The following is a 21,808-nucleotide window of genomic DNA, read 5'->3' as shown; positions in this document are numbered from 1 at the left end:
GGGGAACAGCGCGAGCTGAAGATCCCGCAGGCAGCTTGCTGCCGAGGAAGCTGAAGCCGTGCCCCCGGAAAGCGAAGTATATTTCTGGAGCGGTATTTAAGCACACATCCCACTGTCGTTTTGTTCAACACAAAACACGAATAGAAAAAAACGAGTAAGGCTCACCCTTACTCGTTTTTTATCGTCTTCCATTCTTCTTCTACGCTTTGGTTGACGGCTATGTCACCGCCTAGAATGGAAATCTGTTGGATGTTTAATAGATCGATAGCATTTCTTGTCGCAGTTGGTATTTCATCAGGTCGTACTAATAATAATGGTTGATCAAGCTTGGCAGATAGCACGGATCCAGTCAGCGCATCGGCAAATTCACTACCTGTCGCGATCAGTCCGTGATCTCTGCTTGTGCCAAATGTTTGATGAATAGCTTCCATCGTTTCGTATCGATCAGTGCCTGAGATTCTTTCCGGTGACGGAAGTTGGTCATACACCTCTTTGGAAATGACCCCTTCCCCACCTATCACGATCGTATTTTCCATATCCGCCAAATAGTCTTCCGTTGATTCTGGCACACTATTTTTATTCGTTAATAGAACCGGATATTGGTTCATAGCTGCATATGGCGCAATCGATAACGCATCAGGAAAGTTGCGGCTATAGACAACGACCGCTGTTTCCACCGGTTCATCCGTGTTGGATTCCACCGCTTGTGCAATCAATTGAGCCGTTTTCTCCCGATCAATACCGCCAATTCGCTCAACCTCCATATCCATATCTGTTACATCTTGTTCCACCTCTTCAGAAATCGCTCCTGTCCCGCCTAAAATCACTACATTATTTACTTGTAGTCGAGCTAACTCCTCTTTGGTTGCTTTACTTAACTGACTATCATCCGTTAACAAAATAGGTGCATCTAATTGATAAGCAAGAGGCGTTCCCGCTAAGGCATCAGGAAAGTTAGAGGATGTAGCTAAAATAGCAGTATCCGCTCCCGTCGGCCAGCCTAACTTGGCGATTTCTACGGCTGTTTCGATTCGAGTTGATCCTTTTATACGCGGAATGCTGTAGCTTTTAGACTCTGACGCCATTTGTACTTGATAAGCATCTTTTGACCAATGCTGGTTATAATCATAAATGCTTACATAATAATCCCCTTCTTCTAGAGTACCTTCCCACGATTCAGTACCGCCTTTTCTAGCCTCATCAACCGTCGCTATTTCTTCTAATTGTTGATCTTCTCTTTTTCTTAAAACAAGCACCACATCAAGGGCCTTAGGGAGATCTTGGACATCAAGCATGACCTCCTCCTCTGCCTCTAGCCGAAAATGATATGTATCGGTCTCCATTGGTGTTTCGATTTTATCTGATACGCTCTCTCCTAACGAGAATGATTTCACCGTTTGTGGTGACGGTATGTCGTTGATCGATAATGCATTCGCCGCATCGATCATCCCATATCCAACTTCCAGACCCCATTCTTCGCTACTCTGTGCGGATGCTTGTATCGCATAAGTTAATTCCCCTGCGCTCCAATCTGGATTTTTCTCTTTTAATAAGCTTGCAAGACCTGTTACAAAAGGGGTCGCAATCGATGTTCCATCCACATAGCTGTACCTGTCATCCAGATTAGTCGTTATAATACTCTCTCCGACCGCTGTGATGTCTAACCAATCCCCATAATTAGAAAACGAAGACCGTTTCACTTCTGTATCCACTGATCCTACACCTAACACCCACGGATAAGCCGCTGGATATGTAGATAATGTCGTATTATTGTTCCCGCTGCTCGCAATTAATAGAATATCCTCCTGATAAGCTTCATACAAGGCTTCTTTAAATGCTTCACTCTGCCCAGTACCGGCAAAACTCATATTTAAAATATCGACACCACGGTCAATTGCTTCATATACAGCTTTCACCGCTTCACTTGTTAAAATATCCTTTCCCTCTGATATTTTAAAAGGAACAATGTTTACTTGATGATCGACGCCGATCAATCCTTTATTATTAGGATTGGCTGCGATCACTCCGGTTACTTGGGTTCCGTGGCCATGTGCATCTGTGCTATCACTAGAATCCTCTAACGTGTTATAGCCATCTTGTAATCGATCCTGTAAATCCGCATGAGCATCGACTCCTGTATCTAAGACACCAATGGTCACATCACTAGATCCAGTCGTTTGCTCCCATGCCTCCACAAACCCCATCTTTTCTAAGTAATCTTGCTGCTCCGTATAAAAAGGATCCGAGACATCCATTTGGAATTGATTGACCTGATCATATTCCACCTTTTGCACTTCTTCTAACTGTAACAGAACAGATCGAGCCTTCGAGGTATCTTCCCCCTCTTTTACTTCCAGAAAATAAAGCCCTCGCTCTGCCAGCACATCATAATCTGCAGGCTTTTCCAATAATGCTAGATTCGCAGGCAATTGAGCGCCATCCTCCACATGAACAATCAAACGATTAGAAGGAATATCAGCAGATTGCACCATGAACGAACTCTTTTCATGCCGCAATTGATGCTTGATATTTTCTTGATCAATGATATTCTGATCTAGCTCTACCGCTTCTGTTACTTGAAAACTTGCCATTATCAATAAAAAGATAGAGATAAAATTACGTATAGTGCTCCCCATAATTATCGTTTCCTTCCCTTATGATTTAACGATTTTTGGCCTCATTCGCTAGAAAAATACCTACTGTTCGATTTTCTTGCCATATTTTATCCCAGAAATTTAGCGGCACTGGATTTCCATAGGTGTATGGAGAAATTTCCATCGTTAAGCCTGGTAATTGGTGATCTTGCACAAACCAATCGGTATAACCGCCGCCACTTGGGTTCACACTTGGCGTGACCGGACTATATCCAGTGATGTCGCCTACTTGATCCGCTATTGCTTCATCTCGATCATACGTGCTGGAAGGATTATTAAAATACCAATAAATAATCTCTCCAGATGAATGGTAAGCAACTGTTGTTTCAAAGTTTCGTTGATTGGTAAAGTCATAGATGGCTTTCACTTCCGGTTCGGTTAAAGGTAATGTTCCTTTATAATTTTTTGGCCCTGGATTATCTGCTGCATAACGAATATTCTTCCAATCAGCAGGATACTGACGATTTAAGTCCACTCCACGGATATTCGCTTTCCATGAAGAAAAATCACTGCTGCCATTGTTTAATCGTAATACTTCTCTTGGATTATTGGCAGACCAATGACCCTTTTGCACTAAGGTAACCCCATCAGGGTTGACCATTGGGACAAACCAAATCGACACCTCTGCTAAAATTTCGCGGACTGAATAGCCGTAATAGTTCGCATTTCGAGCATTGGCACTCGCATATTGATCTAACATTTCCATGACCACATTTGTCGTCATATGCTCTCTGGCATGGTGAGAACCATTGATAAAGATTTCTTTATCCCCAGTTCCGAGTTTGACGGCATAGATGTTTCGCCCATCGACCGATTGGCCGATTGTTTTTCTTTCGATTTGATCGTCGTAAATCGAATGTAGTTCTTGTAAATCTTTTTCCATCTGTTCATAAGTATAATCCGTTTTAGGATAAACCACATCTTTTGCGACAATATCTAAAGCAGGCTTATAAATAAAACCTGTCCTGCCCAAGTAATCCACTTCTACCCAGTTCCCTTTCACGCTGATCGCGCGAAGATTTTGACCACTTTTTAGTGCGCCCATGGATTCTAAGGAACCCGATGAGTTGTCGTAGACGTCAGCTCCTTTACTTGTTCGGTAATACGCTATCTCATCTTGGCTGGAAGAAAGGTTCGGAATTTGTCCTTTCGTTGCGGGTGATGTTGGTTTTTTCCAAACAAAACCGGTCTGATTGCTGATCTTTATCTTATGCCAGTTGCCGTAGTCGGATTGACGCTCGTAGGCTTGGCCTTGTTTTAGGGTGGCGATTGGTACTAGCTCGCCGTTCTGCCGTGCCATGACTTGGACGTTTGACTTGTCTGCTTGGAAGTATCGCATGCTGGTTGTAAAGGATTCGCGTACGCCTGTGTGATAAATGAATCCGGTGCGGTTGGCGAATCGGATTTGGTACCAGTTGCCGGATTTTTTGATAAATGTTATTTCTTCGTCTTCTTCTATCGTCCCGACTTGTACTAAGCTTCCGCTGCTATTATCAAATACGGGTACTTCTTGTGTGGTGGTGAATGTTCGAAAGCCGGATTGTTCGATGGTTTGAATCGGTTCCTCGCTTGTTTTCCATACAGCGGATTTCCAAACATATCCGGTATGTTTTCCGATTTTTACTTGTAACCAGTTGCCTACTTCTCCGATGATTTGATAAGTTTCGTTGATTGCTAGGTTGGCAAATGGTATTTTACCAGGATGATAGACTTTGAGCTGATCTATTTTTGGGATGAAGTAATCTAACTCGTCTGGATTGACCTCGATCACCGCTGTCCCGTAAATATAAGCGGCTCTTCCTAAATACGAAATTTTATACCAGTTACCATGTTTGGAAATAAAATCGATGGTGGCGGATGGTTCGATTGTTCCGATAGATGTTAACCCACTTCCGCTATTGTCATAGACAGATACGGTCTGTTTCGTTTGCAGCTGTTGATTGCTTGATTGTGTATTGGTCTCTACCTCTTGTTCTGTTGGAATGGTTGCCGCTTTCCATACATAATAGATTTGATTGCCGATTTTGACGCGTAACCAGTTCCCTATGTCTTGGTAGAAGCGATACACTTTCCCTTTTTTTAAAGTGGATTGTTGGACTAACTCTCCGTCTTCTTTCTTTAATAAAGGGAGATCTTTTTGATCTGCTTGGAAAAAGGTAGTGTCGCCGTACGTTAACTCGTTATCAGGAGATTGTTCTTTTGTCGTCTCCTCTTGGGTTGCGTCTTGCCCTGTTTCCGTTGTTTCGTCTTCGGTTGTGTCTTGCTCATTTTCTGTTGTTTCTTCTTCCTTTTGCTCTGTATCTGTGGTGTTTTCTTCTTGATCTTCTTTTTCCTCATGTTCCGTGTTACTGTTTTCGTTATCTTCATCTGATTCTTGTTCAGTTGATTGCTGATCATCAGTGGATTCGACCGGTTCTAATATGATAAGAGATGAGTCCAGGTTTTCTTGCGTAATAGGAGATATAGAATCTAGGTCGGTGATGTCCTCTGCCTCAGCAGATTCTTGATAGTCTACATTTTCAAGTGAATATTGTTTTTCTTGATATGTAAGAATAGCAAGGTCTTGAACTTCTACATGACTGCCTTGTTTAATAGGTAGAAACATGTCCTGTTCTAACTGTAAATAAATCGATTCGTTGAACTGAATCTGATTCGATTCTTCTTGCTCGGTTGCAAATAATATAGAATGAGATGAATAGATGACGAAAATTAGGGTAAATAACGTAATAAGAGATTGTTTCCAATATGCCACAATGCATGCTCCTTTCAAGATTATGTTACTATTAATTGATTGTCTTGAAAAGGTGAAACTTTTGGTATCTGTCATACGTCTACTTATATAAAGGGGGAAAACATCATGATAAGATTATTATTCACATTATTGTGCAGTGCTTTCTTAATAGCTGCATGCCAAACTGGTGAAACGCCAGAAGAAAATCAGACCGGCGGAGATCAAGAAGAACAAAACAATCAGGAAGAAACGGACGAAGGTTCTGAAGAGGAAACAGGACAAGAGGAAGAATCTTCTGAAACTGACGAAGGCAATTCAGAAGAAGAAACAGGTTCTGAAGAAGGCCAAGAAGAAGAAAATGAAGGAGATTCTACAGAAGAGAGCTCCGAACCATCAGAAGAAGAGCTTCTGTCCTTAATTGCGCAGTTTGACGGAATTCAAGATGAGCTTGACAATATGGTCGACTTTGACAGCATGGAAGGCCAGGTTGGATATCCATTCTACTCGATTACAACGAAAGAAGAATTTGCCGAAGAGTTCAGTGGTTTTGTCGATAAAGAAGTCGTGTTAGAGCATTGGGATAGACTCTTAGAAGAAGGTGGCGGCAAATTATATTTAATTCCATCAGATGGAGTGCCAAAATTCCATGAAGAAAATGGCTATAATATCGAAGAATTAGAAGATGGCAAATACCAATTAACAAGTGAGCACACAACGGAATTAAGCGGCCAATATGAGTATAATGTCACTTTCTATCAAGCAAGCAGCGGTGATTGGAAAATCGGCGCACTCGACATCGTTTATCAAAATGGCGAATAAGCTGTTAGACCAGAAACTGCCTGAAGGCATTTTCTGGTCTTTTTTTATGTTAGAGCTCGAATATGAGAGTTGGCTTTAAGGCTTTCGCGCCACAATTTGGTGTTTTCGCGCCACTTTTTTTGCTTTTCGAGCCACAATCTTCCGCTTTCGAGCCACAAATCAGATGATTCGAGCCACTAATTAGCTTTTTCGCGCCACTTCCGATTCTGGCAGTATATAATATGCTCCTTTTCCCGTGCCTACTCGCTCAAATCCTGCACGGATAAGAAGTTTTGCTGCAGCATGTCTTGACTCCATCATTAAAAATTCCCTTGCTAATTTATTGGTAATGCGATTACCTGCAAGCAGGGCTAATTCTGTTAATACCGGGATATGAGCATCATGCGAGCGGTGGTTGCAATGCGGGCATTCCCAGCGATGGCGGATCCGCGCCATTCGATAACGAGAGCATGCGGGACAGGGCACGCCTTTCTTTATTTCTTCCCATAATATGGCGTGTTTTTTTAAAATGTCGATGTCTGCTTCTTGATGATGAGATTCTAAATAACGGGTGAGTTGTGCGCATTGAGAGCTTGTGAGTTTAGGTACATTATGCTTAGCGACTAAGTTCTCGACATAAAACGGCAGCTCTTGGCTTGTGAGGATGCGGTCGCGATCTTTATAATCTTGGAGCAATAAATGGCCATTACGATTGGTGAATGCCGAGATGGTGTGAATCGGGAGAGATGGGAAGTCAGTGTGAGACAGAAATTGCCGAAGCTGCTTGGCTTGTAAGCCAACTTGTAGTAAGGGATCTGAAAAAAGTTTCTGCTGATCATCGATTTGGCGCAGCAGTTGCTTTGCATACGGATCAAAATAAATCGAGCCAGTGATATTTTTGGATTCGATTAACAAAAGAAAGGAAGGTGTGACACACAATAAGTCGATTTGGAAATAATGCTGATACTTGAGCCGCAGCCGCTTCAACCAATGAATATCAAGATCGGCTAAGAGATCTATATAATAGCCGAGTGACTGCTCGCCTTGATAACCGGAATGATAACGACGGCAAAAATCATCGATTGTGGAATACTGCATGTGATCAGCTGGAAGCCGGTTGCGAAGGGCTTCGTACTTTCGATGCACGAGGGGAACAGCGGGGATCATGTGAGGGACACTCCTTTTTTTCTTTTAGCATATCTTATCCAAGAAAAAATTTCCACAAAAAAAGGAGCTGTTTTATTGCAGCTCCTTAATCACGCAACTGGCATATACTCGCTTTCCGCGGGCAACGCTTCAGCCTCATCTCTTATTTATGCTCTTTTCCGAAACAGTCCTTTCACCTTCTCTGATAAACTGTCGAAATAGGTGTAAACGACTGGTATTAACACAAGGGTGAATAGACTGGACACTGCTAGACCAAAGATGACCGTAATCGCCATTGGTTGCTGTGTTTCTGCCCCTTCTCCGTATCCGAGTGCTAATGGGATCATGGCAAGGATCGTCGTTAAGGTTGTCATTAAAATCGGCCGCAGCCTCGTTTTCCCTGCTTCCACGATCGCTTCATGCCGGTCGATCCCCCGTCGTCTGAGGATATTAATATAATCCACCAATACGATCGCATTGTTAACAACAATACCTGCGAGCATAATCACCCCGATAAAGGCGGTGACAGACATCGGCTGGCCGGTGATAAACAATCCGCCCAAGACCCCAACAACTGTCGCCGGCATCGAGAACATGATCACGAACGGATATAAGAAATTCTCAAACTGCACCGCCATCACCGCATACACTAAGAAAATCGACAAGACGAGCGCTACGCTTAAATCCGCAAATGCTTCGGCCATATCCTCTGCTTGCCCGCCAATCGAATGGTCGTAATCTTCGGGAAAATGCATGGCGTTTAATGTTTGTTCGATATCCTGTGAAACGCCGCCAAGATCTCTTCCGACAAGGCCTGCTGTAATGTTTACTTGCCGCTGTTGATTCTCACGTGTAATCGTAGCAGCACTTTGCACTTGTTCCAAGTCAGCGATCGCTGTTAATGGGACTTGTGTTCCTTGCTGATTTTGAATCTGTACATTTTCTAAATCATTGATCGTAGAACGCTCATCTTCTGGGTACATGAGGACAACGTCCATCTCATCTCCCGCTTCACGATATTGCATCACGGTTTGGCCAGTGAAGGCAACTTGAATTTGACTCATCACTTCTTGGTAGCTTAAGCCATACTGTGCCGCTAACGCTCTGTCCACTTGAACCTGCATTTCTGGTTGAGTATCGGATAACGAAGAAGTTGGATTATAGACCCCTTCTATCTCCGAAATCTCTGCCATGACTTGATCATTTAGCTCTTCTAAGACATCTAACTCAGGACCTGATAATTGGATTTGGACCGGATCTCCGACACTCATTCCGCCAGAGCTCATCTCGGAAACGGTAATATCTGCTCCTGCAATCGTGTTTAATTCATCATCGATTTGCTGCATCACTTCTGCAGTCGACGTCTCCCGATCAGTTGAAGGGATGAGCTGTATCGTGTAATTAGCCGCTCCTTCCCCAGTCATGACAGCGTCGGTTGCATTTTGGCCTTTGACATACACATAATTCATGTCAATCACATCGTCATATGCGGCTAATCGTTCATTTATCTGAGTGGTAATCTCTAATGTTTTTTCTTCTGATGTTCCAGCTGGCGTATCGACCGCAATACTAATCTGGCCTTGATCTCCTTCTGGAATAAACGATGCACCGATAAATGGTGTTAAGGCAATGCTTCCAGCAATCGCTGCGATGGTGATCGCAATCGTTGTTTTCCTTAGCTTCAATGCGCCTTCTAAGACACGTTGATAGCCTCGAATCATTCTATTTAAGAAGCGGTCGAACCAATAACGTCTGCCGCTTTCTTTAAACACGTTGGTCAATAATTTGGATGACAACATAGGAATTAAAGTTACAGCAACTAGCAATGACGCAATCAGCGCAAAGGCAATCGTTAAAGCTAATGGTGTAAATAATTCAGATGCAATGCCATCGACAAACACAATGGGCAGAAATACAACCAATGTCGTCGTAGTAGAAGCAATCACCGCAGGCGCTAGCTCGGAAGCCCCTTTTGTCGCAGCTTCTTTCATCGAGTAGCCTTTTTGCCGGTAAGAAACGATATTTTCTAATATGACAATCGAACTGTCGACCATCATCCCGATGCCAAGTGCGAGACCACCCATGGTTAAGACATTTAACGTTTCCCCTGTGAAATATAACAGCACAAAGGTAGAAACAATCGCGATTGGAATTGATACACCGATAACGATCGTTGCCCGTATGCTCTTTAAGAAAAGTAATAGGACAAGTAATGCGAAGATCCCGCCAAATATCATATTTTGAACCACTGAATTAATCGATTGATTAATAAAAGTGGAAGTATCGACTACAACATCCAAGTTAACATCTGATGGCAGATCTTCTTCTAGATCACCCATTGCTTGTGTAATTTGTTCCGAAACTTCTACGGTATTGCCATCAGACTGTTTTAAAATACTTAAGACAACTGCTGGCTCATTATTTACTAGCGTTGTACCATTTTGCTGGTGCGTATCTTTTAATTCTGCCACATCACGGACAGTTATTTGACTTCCTTGAGGTGTCTGAATGATTGTTTCTGCTATATCTTGTGTCGAGTTAAAGGTGCCATTAATCCGCAGCTGAAGATCTTGATCCCCTTTTTGGATCGAACCAGCTGATGCCGATTGGTTGGCGCCTGCTAGTGCTTGCTGGATCAATTGTGTGTTGACTCCATACTGATTCATGGCTGCACGATCCAGTTCTAGTTCAATCACACGTTCTTCTCCACCTTCGATCGCAACAGAAGCGACACCGCTTTGCCGCTCAAAATAAGGCGAGACCGTATCTTCTGCGATTGACTGGAGCTTCGTCGTATCGGCACCTGTCAGCCCAACCCACATGATTGGCATTTGATTAGGGTTAAACCTTAAAACACTAGGCTCATTCGCCCCTTCTGGTAAAAAGCCTTTGACTTGATCGACACTTTCCCTTACTTCTAATAAAGCATTATCAAGGTCGGTGCCATTTTCAAACATGATTACAACAAGAGATGTCCCTGATTCGGATTGGGATTGGATCGTATTTACCCCTTCTACGGAGCTTAACGATCCCTCAATCGGCTCTGAGACAAGCTTCTCTACTTCTTGTGGTGCTGCATCTGGATAATTGGTTGCAACTACTGCGACAGGCAGTTCAATCTCTGGAAAAAGATCGATCGCTAAATTTCGTACAGAAATAATCCCCATCGCAATAATGGCAAGGACAATCATGATTACACCGACAGGACGCTTTACCGATGTTTGGACTAGCTTCATGATTAATCCTCCCCTACCACTTCTATTTTATCTCCATCTGTGATGGTTAAATGTCCACTTGTAATAACAGTATCTCCTTCGCTGATATCCTCAGCTTGAATAGCTGTTATGTCTGATTGTGTTGCTTCCACTGTCACATCGATGCGTTTCGCATGATCCTCGATAACGGTATACACAAATGTTTCGCTATTTTCTTCAATAAGTGCAGCGGTCGGAATCAATAAAGAATTCTCCGCAACCGTTTCCTTGATCGTAACTTTTGCGACAACTCCTGCTTTATGTTGGGTTTCTTCATTATTATAAGATAACTCTACTGGAAAAAGTCCAGATTCATTAGCGGTATTTGCCATATAGTCAATCACCGCTTCTTGTGCCTCTTCATTTGCCACCGTAAAGCTCACTTCGTCTCCCTCTTCAAATAAATGCAATTGGGCATCTGAAACTTGTAAGGAGATCGCAAGTTCGTCTAAATCGATGATCACCGCAAATGGTTCTTGGTTGGAGACCATGTTGCCTTCTTGTGCCTCTAATTGGGTGATCACCCCGTCTTGTGGTGCTTCGATATCGATATAGCCTTGTTGGCTGGCTATCGTTGCAAGCACGTCTCCTTCTTCTACTTCCTCGCCTTTTTCTGCTTCTAAACTGTCCACTTCTCCTGCCACAGTGGGAATGACTGGTGTAGTGTGTATCGGTTGGGTGCGACCATAGAAATGGCGCTCCATATCAACATCTCCTGTTGTGACTGCATCTGTTTCGACTGGTGTGATTCGCTCTTCTGCTTCGCCCTCTCCGTTATTGCCGGAGCAGGCTGCCAATAAGATTAGAACTGCTAACGACATGCTTAATAAGCGCTTCATACATTGTCCCCTCTCATTTTTTTATAAAAAAAATGGTTTGCACCTGTCGGATTCGCTCTAGGCGGACTCTTTCCGATCATCGGCGTCATTTTTTTAGTTGATATGTCTGTGCGAGCAGGTTGCTCCAGTATTTTAATGGACCGTATTGCTCGAGATGGTCGAGCATGCTTTTTAGAATGATTGATTTTGGTTTTTCTTTGTTGATTTCTTCTTGTATGACGTGGAGTGCGTCTTTTAGTTCTTCGTGTTCTTCACCTTCGATTTTCATGTTTTCGATTTTTTGGTCGAGCTGTTTGATAATGTCGCTGGGTGTTATCGGATTTTCTTGCTCGCTTTCGTTAAATTGGTATTGCAGCTGTGTTTGAGTAAACATCGGTTGCTCGTTTTGTTCGATGACGGCTGTGACTAAGATGTCGACTTGTTTAGCAATATAAGCGGCTAGTTTTTTGGTATCAAAGGTTAAGTTATGTACGGCAATCCATTTGAAATAACCTTGGATCAGCCCATCAATTTGAATCGCTAAGTCTACCACATATGGGGTGACTTTTTCCCCGTACATCGCTTTTAGAATTTTTCTAGTCCAATCAAAGCCTTGGCGGTTGACTCGGATCATGAGCTCATCCATTTTGTCGCCTGGTTTAATGTTGTCACGGAAATGGATCATGAGGTATTCTTTGTGGTCTTGAAAGAGTTCAATGAACATGTGAATTTGTTCTTCAAACTGCTGTTTTGGATTTTCGGTATGTTCATCGATATGTTGCAGTTTTTCCATGACGATCGATGTGTAGTGATCGAAAATGGCCACTAGCAATTCGTCTTTTGAGTCAAAGTGGAGGTAAAATGCTCCTTTGGAGACTTCGCTTTTGTTGGCTATTTGTTGAATGGAGGTAGCGTGGAAGCCTTTTTCGGAAAATAGCTTCATGCTTTCCTCTATAATACGTACTTTTTTGTTATCCATATTGATCCTCGCTTTCTATATACGCAGGGAAATCCTGGTTGGTTTCGTTATATTATATTTTTATTTTGAATGACCAGTCAGTCATACTATATCATCAATATGGAGGTGTTTCAATATTGGAGGGAGTAGAATGTGCGGAGAAGTTTAGCAAATAAAAAAGTCCTTCCTTACTATAATAGAAGGAAAGACTTTTTGTTTGTTATTCTTCTTTTTGATCCTTGTTATTTTCGCCTTCCATTGTGTCTTCCATTTCTTGTTCCATTTCATCTAGCTCTTCTTCTGCATTTTCACCAGGATCTTGTTCTTCTTGTCCGCCATTAGGCTGTTCTTCTTGCTGTTGTTGCTGTTGTTGCTCTTCTTGACCGCCGTTAGGTTGTTCTTCTTGTTGCTCTTGGTCATCTTCATTTGCTGCACAAGCTGTTAACATAGCAGAAGATAAGGCCAAAGCACCTAGCCATTTTAAGTATTTTTTATTCATGGTGTATCCTCCTTAGATTAATGTTCACTGCTAGGTTAACCAACATCTGTAAAAATTATTCCAAAAATAAAAGGGTGTTTTTTAAAAAATTTGTTGCTTTATAAAATACAACTTGAGGCACAATATCTGCAGTAACTTTAGTATGACTTTCTAACATTCTTCCGGAGCTGTGTGCAAAGAATCGCTGCGGAAAAACACTTACTTTCACCCCAAGGGCACAAGTGCGACATCTACTCAAGCTCCCTTTTGGTCGCCTTCGCAGTGTCTTCTTTACCGTGGGGACGCTTGCTGTGGAGTTTTCAGACTGTTCCTTTCCTACAAGAATCTCGCATTTTTCCGCAGCTGATTGGTGCACGTTTTAAGGTAGAAAAATCATCAATCTTACTACTCACCAGTGGAAGAAATATACGTAGACTCCTGCGGGAATAGCGAGAGCTGAAGATCCCGCAGACAGCGAAGAATGAGCTGTCGAGGAAGCTGAAACCGTGCCCGCGGAAAGCGAAGTATATTTCTGGAACGGTATTCAGAGCTTTTTTAAGGCTTAAGTTTTGCTCAACAGTGACGGAAAACACCAAACAATAGGAGAATGGATCAAAAAAAGAGAAGTGACGTCACTTCTCTTTACTTTACGGCGAAGGTGATTTCGGCTTCGCAGGCTAGTTCTCCGTCTACAGTTGCGGTTGCTTTTCCTTTTCCGACTGGGCCTTTTAGGCGAATGATTTCCACTTCCAGATTTAATTGGTCGCCAGGCTTCACTTGTCTTTTGAAACGACATTTATCAATTCCAGCAAGAAAACCGATTTTGCCTTTATTCTCTTCTTTGCTTAAAATAGCTACTGCGCCTACTTGCGCAAGAGATTCGACGATCAAAACACCTGGCATTACTGGATAGTCAGGAAAATGCCCTTGAAAAAATGGCTCGTTAATCGAGACATTTTTTTGACCGACAACTCTCTTTTCATCTTGTTCCGTGATTTTGTCCACTAATAAAAAAGGGTATCGATGCGGAATCGTTTCTTTAATTTGTTCAATATCCATGTTCATTTCTCCTTTCCAATCTAGAAAAAGTATATCAAATTGTATCGGAAAATCCTATTTATTAGAGTGAAATGCTTTATCCGCAATTTCCCCCTGAATACTAGCCCTAAACTGCCTTTAAAAGGCTTCTATCCGCAGTTCCCCCTGAATACTAGCCCTAAACTGCCTTTAAAAGGCTTCTATCCGCAGTTCCCCCTGAATACTAGCCCTAAACTGCCTTTAAAATGCTTTATCCGCAGTTTCCCTCTGAATACTAGTCCAAAACTGTTTTTAGAAGGACTCTATCCGCAGTTTTTCCCTGGCCACTAGCCCTAAACTGCCTTTAGAAGGACTTTATCCGCAGTTCCCCCTGGCCACTAGCCCTAAACTGCCTTTAAAATGCTTCTATTCGCAGTTTCCCCCTGAATACTAGCCCTAAACTGCCTTTAAAAGGACTCTATCCGCAGTTTCCCTCTGCATACTAGTCCTAAACTGCCTTTAGAAGGACTCTATCCGCAGTTTTTCCCTGACCACTATCCCTAAACTGCCATTAAAAGGCTTCTATCCGCAGTTTTTCCCTGACAACTATTCCAAACCTGCCTTTAGAACCATTTCCTTCAAACCATCGCGAGACCACACACGATAAAAACCACGGAAAGTGAGGTGACCCCCAAAGGTTAGATTTTCACTCTACCTTTTGGGGTGCACTTCAATGTCCGTGGTTTTCACTATGAAAAAATTTATTTATCCGCCCATACAATGTCGATGATGTGCTTCCATGTTTCTACCCTGAGCACATCCAGAGGATGACCATCGCCTAAGACACTGAAGCCAATCATCATACCGATTAGTAATGATAATAAGCTCAATACTAAAATGATGATGATTTTCAGCCAAACCGGAACAAGACGCCTTACATAGGTTTTTTCTTCTTTTCTTGATCTTTTGCGTCGCTTTTTTTCCTCTTTTTCTTCCTCTGTTTGCTGGCTTCTTTTAAATGGCAGGCGATCTAACATGCTCTTCCATTTGCGCTTTTGTTCAGATCTCGTTTGCTTAGACATAAAAATGGCTCCTTACCTTACCTAAACTGATTAATTAAACCTTTCATCTGATCATGCATAGATATCGTTCTGGCGTTAAATTGGTATGCTCGTTGAGACTCAAGCATAGCAGTCATTTGCTTGCCTAAATCCACATTGGAGGTTTCCAATGCACCGCTTTTCAATTGAATATCCTCCACTGCACCAATCACTTCATCCACACCGTATGTATTTAACGTTTCATCAGAAAGTCGAAATAAACTATCTCCAGCAGCTTCTAATAAACGCGGGCGGACTGCTTCGACTACATTAATCTGACCTTCGACTGCTTGCTGTCCATTTCTTGTAACATTGATTTGACCGCTTTCGCTAATTTCCAAATCATCCATTTGATCATCGAGTAGGATTGGGCCATCCTCCCCTAAGACTGGATTCCCGTCTGATGTCACTAGCATGACTTGTCCATCATCCATTGGACTCCAATAAAAATTGCCTGCTCGCGTATAACGGGTTTCCTCCACTCCGTTCTCAAACACACCGACTTCAAATAGCTGGTTAGGCTCTAATAACGCCACATCTAACGGGCGCTCTGTTGTTTGAATCGATCCTTGCTTCAAATTGACGTTGGTGTGGCCTAGCATGGCGCCGGATCCTAATCTGATGCCCTCTGGCGTCTGCCTAGGATCCTGAGCTTCCGGGTCATCTACTTGTTCGAGCTGTTGAACGAGCAGTGATGAAAAGTTACCCTCACGTGTTTTATAACCCGTTGTACTGGAATTAGCAATATTGTTGCTGATCGTATCAAGCTTATTCTGCAATTGGCTCATGGTTGCGGCTGCTTGCCATGTCATTCTTGTCATGATTCTTTTACTCCTTTAACCAAGTCTTGCGATATCGTTGACTGCTTTATCTAGGCTGCGGTCATAGGCTTGTACTACTTTTTGGTTGGCTTCGAACGAGCGATAAGCTTCCATCATGCTTGTCATTGTCTGGCCCGCATCGACATTAGATCTTTCCAAAAAGCGCTGCTGAACGGAAATTTGAAGACCGTCTACAGCTCTAGCGTCTGCTAATTCATCCGCGTCTTCCGCTAGCTCTAAAAGGTCTTGTCCATTTTTCGTTAACTGACCTGGTTCAGCGCTGTAAGACAATGCTAAAGGAATAGCTTCTCCATCGAGTTCTACTACTCCTTCTGTCGTGACATCAAATTCCTGGCCGTCTGTTTGAATCGGATTTCCGTCCGCATCTAATACATAAAACCCGTGATTCGTCGTTAAAAGTCCATCTCCATCTACGGTGAAGTTCCCGTTTCTCGTATAACGTTCTTCCCCATCGCCATTTTGTACAGCAAAAAATACAGACCCATTCTCATCCGGTGCATCCACTTGCTCAATCGCCATATCTGTCGTCATTCCCGTTTCCCTTAAAGCACCTTGTGCAAAGTCTGGTATCGCTTCATTTACATAAACACCCGTATTAATCGCACCCAGTTCTGTCATCGTTCTCGGTTTGAAACCTGACCTAGTTGGGATATCATGATTTTCTACTTTGTGTATTAAAAGTTCGGGGAATGATCTTAATGGTGCTTGGTCCTGCTTATAGCCAGGCGTCTGGGCGTTTGTTATGTTGTTTGACAATATTTCCTGTTTCCGCTGCTGTGCCATCATTCCTGAAGTAGCTGTGTAAAAACCTCTTAACATCTTACGTCTCCTCTCTTAAGCCTCTTAACTCGAGATAAGATGTATGTATATATTTATACAATCGAACGCTCTAATTTATCGATATTTTCTAACATGATACCTGTCCCTTTTGCCACACAATTCATTGGTTCTTCTGCAAGTAAAACAGGGACTTTTAATTCTTCTGCTAGTAACTGGTCCAATCCATGTAACATAGCACCGCCGCCAGTTAAGATGACACCGCGGTCAATAATGTCTGCTGACAATTCTGGTGGTGTTTTTTCTAAAACGGTTTTCGCCGATTGCACGATTAACGAAATCGATTCTTTTAATGATTCTTCGATTTCTTTAGATCCAATCGTGATCGTTCTAGGCAGGCCGCTTACCATGTCTCGTCCGCGAATATCAATTTCTTCCTTACGAGATCCTGGAAATACCGTGCCGACATTAATTTTAATATCTTCTGCCGTCCGTTCCCCAATTAACAGCTTGTACTTACGTTTGACGTATTGCAAAATTTCTGCATCAAATTTATCGCCTGCCATTTTGACCGATTGTGCTGTCACGATATCTCCCATAGATAAAACGGCAACATCGGTTGTACCGCCACCAATATCGACAACCATATTACCGCTTGGTTGGAAGATGTCCATACCTGCTCCGATTGCCGCTACTTTTGGTTCTTCTTCTAAGTAAACTTTTTTACCGCCAGATTTTTCAGCAGCTTCTTTAATCGCTTTCTGCTCTACTTTCGTAATGTTCGTTGGGCAGCAAATAAGCATTCTTGGCTTCGAAAGAAATCCTTTGACATTGATTTTATTAATAAAATATCTTAACATCGCTTCCGTTACATCAAAATCAGCTATGACACCATCTTTTAACGGACGAGTCGCTTCAATATTACCAGGTGTACGTCCAACCATGCGTCTAGCTTCTTCTCCCACTTCTAATACTTTTCCTGTATTGCGATCCATCGCAACAACAGAAGGCTCATCAAGGACAATGCCTTTGCCTTTCACGTGGATTAAAACATTTGCCGTACCTAAATCTATCCCTATATCTCTTGCAAACATGAAAGTTGATCCTCCTTACTTCACTCAATTGCGTCGTATCCGAACTTGAACACAATGCCTCTAACTATATATAATAGCACAATTTTTTTCATTACGTTACTAATTTTCACTGAAAATTGGATAGAAATTTAGAATTATGTCGGATGGTTGTCGAATCGGGACAAAAGTATGATTGTTAAGAAAAAAAGGCATGGATGAGCTTATGATTTAGAAGAATTTATGTATGATGAAGAGGATCAAGCAACAAAGTTATTTTGTGATTAAAGGTTGAGTTGGTGTATGAATTTCTGAGGGTTCGTTCATTTCATTTGACTGGTATTTCATTTTGGTTGCTTCCCCACCTCTTAAGTGGCGAATCGCCTTATGATGGGTTAAAATTTCTTTTACCTCATTGGCTAATTCGGGATGAAGTTCGGGCAGCCGTTCGGTTAAGTCTTTGTGCACTGTACTTTTGGAGACCCCAAACTCCTTCGCAATCAGTCGAACGGTTTTTTTCGTTTCGACCAAATACTTGCCAATCTTCAATGTACGTTCTTTGATGTAATCATGCACATCACTCGCCTCCCTAAGTTGTCAGTCCAAGGTGTGAACAGAGACAAGCTATGAAGAAATCGACATGTAATGATAAGAGTATTTTTTTATAAAAAATGTACGGTTAACAAAAGAGGATCAAAATAAGAGCCTGATTAGATGATTCACTAATATGTGTGGAACTTTCCATTCTTTTTTTAGGAAATCTGCTATGAGACGTCCTAAATTCTCACCTTAGACAAATGGTTAGTGGTTTGTATCATTGTATTAAAACGAATACACCAATATGACTACTAATTCGGGGGACGAGCGTTTGACCATACAAAAAAAGTGATGGCTGCAGGTGCAAACCATCACTTTTTTCTGTTAACCAATATCGCCATAATCTGGGTCTGATGCTCTGCTCAACTTCCTACGTTCATACAACAAACATTGTTTAAATTCCCTGACACAACTTTTTTTCTGAATAGACATATCTCGTTATTCCCCTTATTCATTTTTTTAAAGGCCTACCATTTGTGTCGCATTCAATGGAAGTCTAGCAAAAAAGTGATCACTCCTTTTCTCCATGAAAGACTGGTAAGAATGAATGAAAAAGTGCTGTTTCTTAGTTGCTAATCCTAAGTAATATTGTGTAAATGGTGAAGGATTCACGATGCTCTCTAATAATTGAATTGCTTTTTTTCTATTTCCTTTTGCAATTTCGATATGTGCTTGCTCTACTGGATCAACGGTTTCAACATTATCCACTTCACCAAAATGAGCACAAATAAATGGTTTTGTATAGGTTGAAATGTTTTTTAAGGTTTGGTTGTCATTTAAGGATTGGGCAATTTCTTTTGCTTCTTCGATATGGTATATACTGGAATAAAAATCTTCATAAATATAGCTTAATGCCATATAAATATGAATTTGTGCTTTTGCTCTTAAATGATAAGGTGTATGCAGTACCTCATATGCATGTTTTCGAGCAAGAATTAATTCATTTCTTTTCCAGTAATACATAAATAATTGGCTGTGGATTCTAATGTTGTAGAATGTTACTAAAAGCGGGTTCTCTATTCTAGGAAGCAGTTGTTGGATTTTACCTAAATAATAACCTATTCGATCATATTGATAAACACAAACGTCTAATTCAATATATAAAAAATATCGTAAACAGCGTAATTCAGGATGGTCACACCTTATGGCTTGTGCGCATTTACGTATTTTATGTATCGATTTATTTTGGCTTATATCGAACATCAACTGATAAAGCAAAGCATATTTCTGATTTAACGTATGCTCACTTTCTTTATTTTTTTCTATAAAATGCTGAAGTTCTTGATCCATTTTGTTGATATAAAACAATTCTAAAGCTAAGCGTTGATCTAAAGAAGATTTGGATTGATAACAGAATTGTTTCGCTAAACGAAGCATTTCTTTTTCATTATTATCTAGGCTGACCATTGTCATAAATTGATGCAGTTCCAGTGTCACATTTAATTCAGTTTGTTTCATTGTCCCTTGGTTCATTTTTGTAGAAATCATTGCTCTTCTCCTTTCACAATTATTAATTATTTCACATTCGAAGAATTATGCAAGGGGGTAAAAAGTAAAATCGTTCGTCATTTACCTTACATTCTCGACAGTATTTGATTTATTTGCGATCGAAAAGAGTAGAATAGCGAAGAACTCTGGGACAATGTGATGAAACATTTCATTTGGAATTCCTTTTCTCTACATAAAATTTTACCATATTTACTTATGAATAGCGATTGTTTTTAGAAATTAATGTAAGAAATTTGATCAATAACGCCTATTCATTACTTCCTTCGATATTAATGAGTGCAAATATTTATTTTAGCTAATACTGCTTTTTTTGAGAAACTTCTATTTGACATTTTTATGTGATAGTTTGATTAAAATATCGTCAGAGGGCAGTTCCCGGATTCCTGTATCGGAAGTGCCGTTAGAAAGCTTCTATCTATAGTTTTTCCTGCCTTCCTCTTTCCATATTGCCATTAGAAGGCTTCTATCTATAGTTTTTCCTGTCTCCCTCTTTCCATACTGCCATTAGAAGGCTTTTATCTATAGTTTTTCCTGTCTCCCTCTTTCCATACTGCCATTAGAAGGCTTGTATCTTCAGTTTTCCTACCTTCCTCTTTCAAAACTGCCGTTAGAAAGCTTCTATCTATAGTTTTTCCTGGCTTCCTCTTTCAAAACTGCCATTAGAAGGCTTCTATCTATAGTTTTTCCTATCTCCCTCTTTCCATACTGCCGTTAGAGGCCTGCCATCTACCTTTCTCCCGGCTATCTCTGCTAGAATCGCCGTGAATATACTGAAAAACCACGGAGATTTTTTCTCCGTGGTTTTCCTCCATGAAACCATAATATCGTTTATGTGCGTTCCATTGCTCTTGATGATTCAGTTTCATCTGTAGATTCTTCTTGCTCTTGTTCTTCTTCATTCATTTCCGATTGGTCCTCTTCCTCTTGTTCAGAATCATCTTCTGTAGCATCATCTTCTGTGCTAGCTTCTTCTTCGGAAGACTCTTCTTCACTTTCCGCATCGTCCTCATCAGGGGCTGCGATTTTATGGATAGGCTGATTAATAAAGTTTTCTGGGTTTACGGGTGTATCATCTTTACGTACTTCAAAGTGAACATGTACACCGTTGTCTTGTCCAATCGCATTTTGACCTGCTGTACCGATGGATTGTCCTTGTTCTACTTGTGTGCCCTCTTCTACAAAAATTTCTTCAAGACTAGCATAATAAGTAGTAATTCCTTGGTCATGCTCCATCTTTACAACATTGCCTAGTAAAGGATCTTGCTTCAATTCTACTACTTCACCTGATAGAGAAGCCATTACATCAAATGCTTGATTATCAGATGTAGAAATGGCAACACCATCACTTTGATAGAATTTGTTTTCATATAAAATTAACCCTTGCTCTTGTGTTTCTGCATCCGCATTGTAATCATAAAACTTTGTAACGATTTCTACTTGAAGATCCTCTGAAACTGGCATCTGTAAAGATTCTTGCTGTTGCATCACGGTAGTAGCATCTTCATCTGGGTTGTCTTGATCATTAGACTGAAGATCTTCATTCAACTCCTCTTCCATATCTTCTGCTAGATCTGGAACTTGATTAGACACATTTTGATACCAAAGCACCCCTGTTAATAACAATGCAGCTACTGACAAATAAACCGCCGGAAAGAACCATTTTTTCTTGAAGATACGCTTCCACTTGTTTTTTGAAACGTTCTTGTTTTCCTCCATTTAGCATCACCTCAGCAACCATTGTGATCAAATGGAGAATAAAATATACATAAAATAATATTTTTTTTCACAAAATAAAAGATTATTTTCAAAAAGGCGGTTGCTTTTTAAAATAAACCGCCTTGAACAATATCCATAAACTGCGCAGTAACTTATACCACTGGTTTAAAGATGAGTGCTTAATCGTCGCTGCGGAAAAACACTCGCTTTCACCCTAGGGCACAAGTGCGACATCTACTCAAGCTTCCTTTGGTTGCTTTCGCAGTGTCTTCTTTGCCGTGGGGAACGCTTCAGCCTCCTCGGAAGCAAAGGACGCTTCTGCACTGACCCCCTAAATCCGGAC

At 41.3% G+C, this 21,808-nt stretch carries 16 protein-coding genes; 1 reads left to right on the top strand and 15 read right to left on the bottom strand.

The annotated features are described in order from the left end of the window. Nucleotides 1-167: 167 nt before the first annotated feature. Entirely contained in the window at nt 168-2,636 is a 2,469-nt protein-coding gene (locus tag GHD00_RS18450) for a cell wall-binding repeat-containing protein (RefSeq protein ID WP_163539679.1), read from the bottom strand. 25 nt (nt 2,637-2,661) lie between these two features. Next, nucleotides 2,662-5,406 carry a M14 family metallopeptidase gene (locus GHD00_RS18445; RefSeq protein WP_163539678.1) on the bottom strand — a complete coding sequence of 915 codons (2,745 nt, stop codon included), beginning with the start codon at nt 5,404-5,406 and terminating at the stop codon, nt 2,662-2,664. A gap of 105 nt (nt 5,407-5,511) precedes the next feature. Here GHD00_RS18445 and GHD00_RS18440 point away from each other — a divergent pair, with 105 nt between their 5' ends. Further along, nucleotides 5,512-6,204 carry a hypothetical protein gene (locus GHD00_RS18440; RefSeq protein ID WP_163539677.1) on the top strand — a complete coding sequence of 231 codons (693 nt, stop codon included), beginning with the start codon at nt 5,512-5,514 and terminating at the stop codon, nt 6,202-6,204. A gap of 180 nt (nt 6,205-6,384) precedes the next feature. Here the strand turns inward: GHD00_RS18440 and GHD00_RS18435 are convergent, their stop codons facing one another. The 13 genes from GHD00_RS18435 to spoIIQ form a co-directional block, all read right to left on the bottom strand. After that, a complete protein-coding gene (locus GHD00_RS18435; RefSeq protein ID WP_163539676.1) occupies nt 6,385-7,350 on the bottom strand; it encodes a nuclease-related domain-containing protein in 966 nt (321 codons plus the stop codon). 146 nt (nt 7,351-7,496) lie between these two features. Then, on the bottom strand, nt 7,497-10,565 hold the full coding sequence (locus GHD00_RS18430; RefSeq protein WP_163539675.1) for an efflux RND transporter permease subunit: 3,069 nt from the start codon (nt 10,563-10,565) through the stop codon (nt 7,497-7,499). 2 nt (nt 10,566-10,567) lie between these two features. Beyond that, a complete protein-coding gene (locus GHD00_RS18425; protein WP_163539674.1) occupies nt 10,568-11,422 on the bottom strand; it encodes an efflux RND transporter periplasmic adaptor subunit in 855 nt (284 codons plus the stop codon). 85 nt (nt 11,423-11,507) lie between these two features. Beyond that, nucleotides 11,508-12,380: a TetR/AcrR family transcriptional regulator gene (locus tag GHD00_RS18420; protein WP_163539673.1), complete on the bottom strand. Its 873-nt coding sequence runs from the start codon at nt 12,378-12,380 to the stop codon at nt 11,508-11,510. A 199-nt stretch (nt 12,381-12,579) separates the two neighbouring features. Next, complete coding sequence (locus GHD00_RS18415) at nt 12,580-12,858, bottom strand: hypothetical protein (protein WP_163539672.1); 279 nt, start codon at nt 12,856-12,858, stop codon at nt 12,580-12,582. A gap of 621 nt (nt 12,859-13,479) precedes the next feature. Further along, nucleotides 13,480-13,896, bottom strand: coding sequence for a 3-hydroxyacyl-ACP dehydratase FabZ (gene fabZ, locus GHD00_RS18410; RefSeq protein WP_163539671.1), 417 nt, complete (start codon nt 13,894-13,896; stop codon nt 13,480-13,482). Between the two features lie 719 nt (nt 13,897-14,615). After that, entirely contained in the window at nt 14,616-14,936 is a 321-nt protein-coding gene (locus GHD00_RS18405) for a DNA-directed RNA polymerase subunit beta (protein WP_163539670.1), read from the bottom strand. 17 nt (nt 14,937-14,953) lie between these two features. Beyond that, nucleotides 14,954-15,775, bottom strand: coding sequence for a flagellar hook-basal body protein (locus tag GHD00_RS18400; RefSeq protein WP_163539669.1), 822 nt, complete (start codon nt 15,773-15,775; stop codon nt 14,954-14,956). Nucleotides 15,776-15,790: 15 nt separating this feature from the next. Beyond that, on the bottom strand, nt 15,791-16,615 hold the full coding sequence (locus GHD00_RS18395) for a flagellar hook-basal body protein (RefSeq protein WP_163539668.1): 825 nt from the start codon (nt 16,613-16,615) through the stop codon (nt 15,791-15,793). Between the two features lie 53 nt (nt 16,616-16,668). Then, nucleotides 16,669-17,667, bottom strand: a complete 999-nt coding sequence (gene mreB, locus GHD00_RS18390) for a rod shape-determining protein (RefSeq protein ID WP_163539667.1) — start codon at nt 17,665-17,667, stop codon at nt 16,669-16,671. A gap of 249 nt (nt 17,668-17,916) precedes the next feature. Further along, entirely contained in the window at nt 17,917-18,219 is a 303-nt protein-coding gene (spoIIID, locus tag GHD00_RS18385; protein ID WP_163539666.1) for a sporulation transcriptional regulator SpoIIID, read from the bottom strand. Between the two features lie 480 nt (nt 18,220-18,699). After that, the gene (locus GHD00_RS18380) at nt 18,700-19,728 is read right to left on the bottom strand and encodes an AimR family lysis-lysogeny pheromone receptor (RefSeq protein ID WP_163539665.1); all 1,029 of its coding nucleotides are present in this window, start codon (nt 19,726-19,728) and stop codon (nt 18,700-18,702) included. 849 nt (nt 19,729-20,577) lie between these two features. After that, on the bottom strand, nt 20,578-21,465 hold the full coding sequence (gene spoIIQ, locus GHD00_RS18375; RefSeq protein ID WP_163539664.1) for a stage II sporulation protein SpoIIQ: 888 nt from the start codon (nt 21,463-21,465) through the stop codon (nt 20,578-20,580). Between the last annotated feature and the right edge of the window lie 343 nt (nt 21,466-21,808).

Source organism: Gracilibacillus sp. YIM 98692 (genome assembly GCF_010993965.1).
Classification (GTDB): domain Bacteria; phylum Bacillota; class Bacilli; order Bacillales; family Amphibacillaceae; genus Gracilibacillus.
Note: the sequence above shows the minus strand (reverse complement) of the source record. Positions and strands in the feature narration are given on the sequence as shown.

Bases quoted from the DNA above. Each gene is read 5' to 3' on its own strand.
- GHD00_RS18380 (WP_163539665.1), bottom strand. From the start codon at position 19,728: ATGATTTCTACAAAAATGAACCAAGGGACAATGAAACAAACTGAATTA.
- GHD00_RS18395 (WP_163539668.1), bottom strand. From the start codon at position 16,615: ATGTTAAGAGGTTTTTACACAGCTACTTCAGGAATGATGGCACAGCAG.
- GHD00_RS18405 (WP_163539670.1), bottom strand. From the start codon at position 14,936: ATGTCTAAGCAAACGAGATCTGAACAAAAGCGCAAATGGAAGAGCATG.
- spoIIQ (WP_163539664.1), bottom strand. From the start codon at position 21,465: ATGGAGGAAAACAAGAACGTTTCAAAAAACAAGTGGAAGCGTATCTTC.
- fabZ (WP_163539671.1), bottom strand. From the start codon at position 13,896: ATGGATATTGAACAAATTAAAGAAACGATTCCGCATCGATACCCTTTT.
- GHD00_RS18400 (WP_163539669.1), bottom strand. From the start codon at position 15,775: ATGACAAGAATGACATGGCAAGCAGCCGCAACCATGAGCCAATTGCAG.
- GHD00_RS18415 (WP_163539672.1), bottom strand. From the start codon at position 12,858: ATGAATAAAAAATACTTAAAATGGCTAGGTGCTTTGGCCTTATCTTCT.
- GHD00_RS18430 (WP_163539675.1), bottom strand. From the start codon at position 10,565: ATGAAGCTAGTCCAAACATCGGTAAAGCGTCCTGTCGGTGTAATCATG.
- GHD00_RS18435 (WP_163539676.1), bottom strand. From the start codon at position 7,350: ATGATCCCCGCTGTTCCCCTCGTGCATCGAAAGTACGAAGCCCTTCGC.
- GHD00_RS18420 (WP_163539673.1), bottom strand. From the start codon at position 12,380: ATGGATAACAAAAAAGTACGTATTATAGAGGAAAGCATGAAGCTATTT.
- GHD00_RS18440 (WP_163539677.1), top strand. From the start codon at position 5,512: ATGATAAGATTATTATTCACATTATTGTGCAGTGCTTTCTTAATAGCT.
- GHD00_RS18425 (WP_163539674.1), bottom strand. From the start codon at position 11,422: ATGAAGCGCTTATTAAGCATGTCGTTAGCAGTTCTAATCTTATTGGCA.
- GHD00_RS18450 (WP_163539679.1), bottom strand. From the start codon at position 2,636: ATGGGGAGCACTATACGTAATTTTATCTCTATCTTTTTATTGATAATG.
- mreB (WP_163539667.1), bottom strand. From the start codon at position 17,667: ATGTTTGCAAGAGATATAGGGATAGATTTAGGTACGGCAAATGTTTTA.